Below are 7723 nucleotides of genomic sequence, written 5' to 3'. Positions count from 1 at the left end.
ACCGGGAAGCCGATACCGCCGAGGATGACGGCCACGGCCACGGCTCCGAGGATGACGATATCTCCTGTGAACCGGGTGAGGCTGTCGTCGTACAGCGACAGCCCCGCGTTGTTGAACGCCGACACCGAGTGGAAGAAGGCCGAGTACGCCGCCTCCCCGAAACCCATCCCGTGGCCCAGCCACATCCGCGGCATGATGACCACGAACGTCGCGGCCTCGATCACGAGGCCGACCAGTGCCACCCGGCTGACGATCCCCCGGACGTCCCCGACCGCCAGCGCCCGGTTCTCCGCCTGCACGTTGAGCTGCATGCGCAGACTGAAGCGCTGCACGAGCGCCGAGCCGAGCAGGGAGGCCAGCGTCATGATGCCGATCCCGCCGACCTGGATCAGCGCGGTGACCACCAGTTGGCCGAAGACCGACAGGTCGTCCCCGATCGAGATGACCGAGAGCCCGCACACGGCCAGGGACGTGGTCGAGGTGAACACCGCCTCGACGAAGTCCAGCCCCTCACCGTCGGTCGAGGCGGCGGGGGTCATCAGCAGCCCGGCGCCCAGGAGGTCGGCCGCGACGAACATCAGGAGGAAGGCCCGTGCGGGCTTCCCCCACGCGCTGCGCGGCCGGTACGTCGGCTGCGCGCCGGACCAGCGCCGGGCGATCGGGGGAAGACGGTGCATGAGGCGTGCGACGCGCCGCCGCGTGGCGCTGGCCGTCTGCGCGGCGCGAACGCGCGCCGCATCGGGAACCCACCCCATGATCCCGTTTCCACCCGAGTTTCCACGTACGCCTTGTCCGGACCCGAACGATTCTGCCATCAGGGCAGGACCGAACGGGTCACCGAACCCAGGACACCCGTGGTGCTCAGGCGTGTCGAGCGCCCTCGTGGGCGGCGTGGCCCGGCGGCTCCAGTTGCAGGGTCGAGTGCTCGACGTCGAAGTGTCCGGTCAGGCAGGTGTGGAGTTCGTCGAGCATCCGCCCGCTGTCCCGGAGGTGTTCCTCGTCCACGACCACGTGGGCCGACATCACGGGTACGCCGGAGGTGATGGTCCACGCGTGCAGGTCGTGCACGTCGACGACGGCGGGGTGGTCGAGGAGGTGGTCGCGGACCTCGGCGAGGTCCATGCCCCTGGGGGTGGCCTCCAGCAGGATGTGCACGGCCTCCTTGAGCAGCGCCCACGCCCGGGGGACGATGACGGCGGCGATGGCGAGGGAGATGAGCGTGTCGATCCGGCTCCAGCCGGTGAGCCACAGCACGACGCCCCCGACGATGACGCCGACCGAGGCGAGGGCGTCGCTCAACACCTCCACGTAGGCACCGCGGACGTTGAGGCTCTCCTCCGCCCCCGACCGCAGGACGAACAGTGCCACGACGTTGGCGACCAGGCCGATACCGGCCACGAGCACGACGCCGGGGCCGGACACCTCGGCGGGTGAGCGCAGCCGGTCGACCGCCTCGATGACGATGAATCCGCACAGGCCGAACAGCGCGAGCGCGTTGACGGCCGCGGCGAGGATTTCGGCGCGCTGGAAGCCGAAGGTCCGCTTGCTGGTGGCGGGTCGGGTGGCGATCCACACGGCGGCCAGCGCCAAGCCCACCCCGAAGGAGTCGGTGGCGGTGTGACCGGCGTCGGCGAGCAGGGCGAGGCTGCCGCTGAACACGGCGCCGCTCACCTGGACGACGGCGACGGTGAGCATGAGTCCCAGGGCCAGGGCCAACCGTTTGCTGTTGGCGGCCCCGGCGGTCATCGCGCCGTGTCCGTGCCCGTGTCCGGCACCCATCGCTGACCCCTTTCGTGGACGGCGGTGTCGGTGGTCGTGCTCCGACATCGACAAACAATTCAGTCACCACTGTTTATACAGTCGAAGCTGTCTATACAGCAACCTGTGTACAATGATTTTCATGTTGACCTCCGAGCAGCGCCTGTCCGCCATCCACCGCCTGGGGCGCGCCCTGTCCGACCCCACCCGCAGCCGTCTGCTGCTGGCCCTCCTCGACGGCCCCAACTACCCGGCGGGCCTCGCCGACCAGCTGGGGCTCACCCGCCAGAACGTCTCCAACCACCTGGCCTGCCTGCGGGACTGCGGTCTGGTCCGGACCCAGGCGCGCGGGCGTCAGGTCAGCTACGAGCTCGTCGACGACTCCCTCGCCCACGCACTGGACGACCTGCTGCGTGTCGTGTGGGGAACGACGCAGCCGCACCTGCCCGCGGACGATCGCTCCTCCGTGGCCTGAGTCGCCGTCCGTGGTCCGGGGTCGGTGCCCCCACGGCCCGGCGTCGAACGCTCCGTACGCGTGCGCGACACACCCCCTCCTTGGCCTCCCCCGTTCCGGAGGCCCGTAAATCGACGGTGAACCGACCGTTACGCTCAGACGTCCTCGTGGAGCACGTCGAAGCCCACCTCAGCCGCGGACACTCCGATCTTTCGGATGATGTCCCCAACTTTGGTCAGGTGCCGACCCTGACGTAAGGCTGACGTCTCCCTGAGAGATCCCTGAACCGGGCCGACAGAGCTGAGGACCCGATATAACGCGACGTATGGTGAGTGGTGCGCCCGACGGAAGCGGCGCCCGACACCCGGGCCCCGACCTCGGAAGACCACCACCCCCGCGACATCCACGACATCCGCGACACCCGACGGCGGGTCCGACCGAACGACGCCGTCCGCGTGCGCTGGTGCGTGCCCCCCGTCGCGGGACGGCACACCACCACACGGCAGCGAACTAGGAGCGATAACCCCTCATGTCCAGATCGGCGACAACGACCCGCGCCGCGGGTCGATCCCTCGCGGGGACACCGGCCCGCGGAACGGAAGGGACGCACACGTGAACCGCCTGTCGAACATCTCCCTCGGCAACAGGGCGCTCGTCCTCCTCATCACCCTCGCGGTCATGTTCTTCGGAGTGCTCGCCGCGGTGGGCGCCAAACGCGAGCTCTTCCCCGAGTTCTCGCTGCCGATGGTGACCGTCACCGCCTCCTACGAGGGGGCCACCCCCCAGGTCGTGGAGAGCCAGGTCACCGAACCGCTGGAACAGGCCGTCCAGGGCGTGGAGGGCATCACGGCCGTCACCTCCACCAGCAGTACCGGGTCCGTGACGATCCAGGCCGAGTTCGACTACGGGCACGAACAGGACGTGCTGGTCCGCGAGACCCAGGCCGCGATCGACCAGGTCTCCGGCTTCCTGCCCGACGGTGTGGACACCAACGTGATGTCCATGAACACCAACATGCTGCCCGCCCAGGTCCTCGCGGTCAGCAGTGACGAACTCGACCAGAAGGACATGGCCTCCACCGTGGAGACCGTCCTCCTCCCGGAGATCGAGTCGGTCTCCGGTGTGCGCTCGGCCGTGCTCATGGGTGTCGAGGAGGAGCGAGTCGAGATCACCCCCGACGCGGACGAACTGGAGTCGGCCGGCCTCACCGCGCGGGACCTCACCCAGGCACTGGAGGGCAGCGGCCTGCTCATGGCCGGCGGCACCCTCGACGAGGACGACCGCACGCTCAGCGTCACCACCGGTGAGCGGCACACCGACCTCGAACAGATCGAGGACGTGTGGATCCGGCCCGCCCAGAGCACCGCGGCGGCCGTTCCGGGTGCCGCGTCCGCCGCACCCGAGCCGGTCCAGCTCTCCGAGGTCGCCGACGTCGCGCTGGTCCCGCGGGAGTCCACCGAGATCTCCCGCGTGAACGGCGAGCCGGCCGTCATGCTCATGGTCCTGTCCACGCCCGACGGCAACACCGTCGACATCTCCGAGGGCGTGAACTCCGTGCTGGACGAGCAGGCCGACCTGCTCGGGGACGACATCCACCTCACACCGGTCTTCGACCAGGCCCCCTTCATCAACGAGTCGATCTCGGACATGTTCAACGCGGGCTGGATGGGTCTGGTCGCCGCGGTCGTCGTGATCCTGGTCTTCCTGCTGTCGATCCGCTCCACGATCGTGGTCGCCGTGTCGATCCCGGTGTCCATCCTGGTCACCTTCCTGGGGATGCAGGCGTTCGGGTTCACCCTGAACATGCTCACCCTGGCGGCCCTGACCATCGCGATCGGCCGGGTGGTCGACGACTCGATCGTGGTGTTGGAGAACATCCGCCGCCACATGGGCTACGGCAAGGAGCGCGCTGCGGCGGTCAAGGACGGAGTCCGCGAGGTCGCCACGGCCGTGGCCTCCTCCTCGTTCGCCACCATCGCCGTGTTCCTGCCGATGGCCTTCGTCGACAACCAGGCCGGTGAGATCTTCACGCCGTTCGCCGTGACCAGTTCGATCGCCCTGGGCGGTTCGCTGCTGGTCGCGCTGACCCTCACCCCCGTCCTGTGCTACTGGTTCATGCGGCCCAAGGAGGTCGGTGACACCACTCAGGAGGAGATCGAGCGCGAACAGTCCCGGGCGGAGCTGCGCACGCCACTGCAGCGGATCTACGTCCCGATCATCCGGTGGATCACCACCAAGCGGAAGAGCGCCACCGCCATCGTCCTGGCGGGCGCCACCGTGATCTTCGCCGGCACCGTGGCCATGGCCCTCACGATGGAGACCGACTGGCTCGGCGAGGCCGAGCAGAACACCTACATGGCGGTGCAGGACCTGGAGCCGGGCACCTCCCTGGAGACCGCCGACGCCGAGGCCGCCAAGGTCGAGGAGTTGCTCGACGGAATGGCCTGGGTGGACGACTACCAGGTCAGCGTCGGCGGCAACGGCAACCCGATGATGGCCGCCGGAACCGACCAGATCAGCTACACCGTCACCGCAGACCCCGAGTCCGACCAGCTGCGCAACCGCGAGGTGCTGCGGGAGGATTTCGCCGCCCTCGACACCGAGTACGAGCCCAGGCTCGACGCCTCGGGCGGGATGGGCGGCTCGGGTATCGAGGTCCGGGTCACGGCCGAGGATCAGGAGGCCCTGACCGAGGCCGCTGACATGGTCGAGGAGGCCCTGCTCGACATCGACGGCGCCGACGACGTGGTCAACGGGGTCTCCGCCTCCCAGGCGGCCCTGGAGGTGCGCGTCGACGGCGAGGAGGCCGCCGAACTGGGGATGAACGAGGCCATGGTCGGCCAGGCGGTCGCCGCCGCCTTCAACGGCCAGGGTGTCGGCTCCGCGACCGTCGACGACGTCCGCCGCGACGTGGTCGTGCTGATCGACGAGGCCCCGGAGAGCCGTGCGGAGCTGGAGGACCTCACGCTCACCACGCCCACCGGGCAGGAGGTGAGCCTGGACCGCGTCGCCGACGTGGAGGAGGTCGTGCAGCCCCCGGAACTGACCCGGATCGACGGCGTCACCAGCGCCACGGTGTCGGCCAGCCCGACCGCCTCCGACCTCGGCGCGGTGAGCGCCGAGATCGCGCGGGCCCTGGACGAGCTGGACCTGCCCTCGGGCGCCGCCGCCACGCTGGCCGGGGTCAGCCAGGACCAGTCCGAGGGCCTCATGCAGCTGCTCACGGCGCTGCTCGCGGCGATCGTCATCTGCTACCTGATCATGGTGGCGACGTTCAAGAGCCTCATCCAGCCGCTCCTGCTACTGGTGTCGGTTCCCTTCGCGGCGACCGGTTCGCTGGGTCTGCTCATGTTGACCGGCACCCCGCTCGGCGCGGCCGCGATGATCGGCATGCTCATGCTGATCGGCGTGGTGATCACCAACGCCATCGTGCTGATGGACCTGATCAACCAGAACCGTGCGGGCGGCATGCCGCTGGGCGAGGCGATCGTCGAGGGCACCCGGCACCGTCTGCGGCCGATCCTCATGACCGCGGCGGGCACCATCGCCGCGTTGGTTCCGCTGGCCACCGGCCTCACCGGTGGCGGCGCGTTCGTCTCCGGCCCGGTCGCGATCGTGGTGATCGGCGGTCTGGTCTCGTCCACCCTGCTCACGCTGATCCTGGTTCCCGTGCTCTACCAGCTGGTGGAGGCGGGCAAGGAGCGCCGCGCACGGAAGCGGGCGGCCCGTCGTGAGCGCCGGCGCGCCAAGCGCGCGGCCGGTAGGGNNGGGGCCCCCCCCAGCCGGTCCGTACCGGAGATGAACGGCTCCGGCGGCCGGAACGGCGCCAGCGGTTCGGACGAGCCCACCGGAGAACCCGTCGGGCGCTGACGGCTCCCGGTCCTTCCGGATCGGCGCGATCCGTCCGTTGAGGGGTGTCCCGCACTCGGTGCGGGGCACCCCTTCGTCGTTCCCGTGCCCGGCGGGAGACGTGAACCGTGCCGGTTTCAGGGGGTTATCGGGGCGTTGATTTGTGCTCTCCGGGCACTCCAGGCAGTCTGCGTCACATGGACGAATCGAACAAGAGCCTTGATGACCTGGTCCGCGACGAGCTGGGCGAGGAACCGTCCCAGGAAGCCAAGGACTACGCCCGACAGCTGTACGAACGCTTCCGGCTTCCCGCGTCGGCCGACACCGGCGACGCGGACGAGTCGGTGACGGCGGGGGAGTGACGGCGACGCACGGTTCAGGCGCGGCGGNGCGGCGTCCCGCCGAGGCCGTCGGGAGACTCCGGTCACCGACGGTTCTCAGAGCGGATCGCCGTCGCGCTCCCACACCAGCTCGAACCAGACCCTGCGCCCCATCCCGTCGCCGCGGGGCTCGGTGCCCCACGCGCTGGAGAGCGCCTCGACCAGGTCCAGCCCCCGACCGTGTTCCTCGGTGTCGTAGGGGTCCCGGTGCTGGGGACGCGGCGACTCCTCAAGGTTGCCCAGGTCACGCACCTCCACCCGGGCCCACCCGGGGGCCTGGTGCACGCAGACCTCGAACTTTCCCGTCGCCCGGCCGGACGCGCTGTGGGTGATGGCGTTGGTGGCGAGCTCACTGGTCAGGAGGGTCACCGTGGTCAGGTCCGGACAGGACGCCAGGTGGCGCGCCACGAACCGGCGCGCGTAGGCGATCTGGCTCGGCAGGCCGGGGAACCGGCGCCTGACCGGTCTCGTGGCGGTGTCGGTGTTGTGTGGAGTGGGCTCTTCCATGGATCTCGTCGGACCTTGAAACGGACGGGACGTGGAACGCGGGGACGAGAGCGGGTCCGGCGATGAGGGGGCGGTCCCAGGGGCGGGAGCGTGTTGGGTGACCAGGGGACCCTGGGCTGCGGCGGTGTCACACATGGTGGGTTTCACTTCCCGATGACGTGTGTGCGCGGCGGGCGGGGCAAGGTGCGCCGGGCCCTCGTGGCGTCCATGCCCGCGGATGCGGGTCACGGCGCGGTACTGACACACGGATCGGTGCCCCCTGGGTCAGGGAGGGAAGTGGTCTGGTGCCACGGGGCGCGCGGTGTGCGGGGGGCGGCGTGTGGAACGGGAGGAGCCGCGGGGCTCCCCGCCGGACGGGGGTGGGGCCGAGGGAAGGCCCGTCATGGTTGGTCATGTTTGGTAAGGGATGTGCCCCACGACACTGGAGGGCGTATTCGCGCTTAGCATACGCTCTGTACCTCCTCCGAAACCCGGTCGACCTGGCCTGGACAGAATATCCCTCGCTGACCTGGAAAAAGAGGAGAACTGGTGAGGTCGTGACGAGGATCTCGAGCGGGCTACGGCGGTGTTTCGTGACTGGTGGGGCTCACGAGGCGAGGTAACGATTCTGTGAAGGTCTTCTGAATTTTGGTGCTTCGCACGGTCTTGTGCCCGGGATGTCCGAAGCGACAGGGTGGGGCCCATGCCCACCCGTCACCCTCCACCGCCCGAGGAGCCGCTTCGCGGCGGGGCGGGGCACCCTCAAGCGACGCCTGCGGCGCAGCATCCCCCTCTT

Annotated in this window: 6 protein-coding genes; 3 read left to right on the top strand and 3 right to left on the bottom strand. The window is 69.6% G+C overall.

The genetic code is table 11. The features are described from left to right. A partial coding sequence (locus tag D471_RS0116910) for a potassium transporter TrkG (protein ID WP_394296857.1) occupies positions 1–677 on the bottom strand: 677 nt, incomplete at its 3' end. Positions 678–861: 184 nt separating this feature from the next. Then, complete coding sequence (locus tag D471_RS0116905; RefSeq protein WP_017599718.1) at positions 862–1779, bottom strand: cation diffusion facilitator family transporter; 918 nt, start codon at positions 1777–1779, stop codon at positions 862–864. A 121-nt stretch (positions 1780–1900) separates the two neighbouring features. Between D471_RS0116905 and cmtR the strand changes: the two genes are divergently transcribed. From cmtR to D471_RS40870, 3 genes are all read left to right on the top strand, one after another. Further along, positions 1901–2233 (top strand): Cd(II)/Pb(II)-sensing metalloregulatory transcriptional regulator CmtR, encoded by a 333-nt coding sequence (gene cmtR / locus D471_RS0116900; protein ID WP_017599717.1) that lies wholly within the window; start codon positions 1901–1903, stop codon positions 2231–2233. Positions 2234–2824: 591 nt separating this feature from the next. After that, the gene (locus D471_RS0116895) at positions 2825–6082 is read left to right on the top strand and encodes an efflux RND transporter permease subunit (RefSeq protein ID WP_017599716.1); all 3258 of its coding nucleotides are present in this window, start codon (positions 2825–2827) and stop codon (positions 6080–6082) included. Positions 6083–6258: 176 nt separating this feature from the next. Then, entirely contained in the window at positions 6259–6423 is a 165-nt protein-coding gene (locus tag D471_RS40870; protein WP_017599715.1) for a hypothetical protein, read from the top strand. A gap of 75 nt (positions 6424–6498) precedes the next feature. Here the strand turns inward: D471_RS40870 and D471_RS0116885 are convergent, their stop codons facing one another. After that, positions 6499–6948, bottom strand: a complete 450-nt coding sequence (locus D471_RS0116885) for an ATP-binding protein (RefSeq protein ID WP_017599714.1) — start codon at positions 6946–6948, stop codon at positions 6499–6501. Positions 6949–7723: the final 775 nt, after the last annotated feature.

The sequence above is a fragment of the Nocardiopsis lucentensis DSM 44048 genome, from assembly GCF_000341125.1.
Taxonomy (GTDB): Bacteria; Actinomycetota; Actinomycetes; order Streptosporangiales; family Streptosporangiaceae; genus Nocardiopsis; species Nocardiopsis lucentensis.
This window is presented reverse-complemented; position numbering and strand designations above follow the sequence as displayed.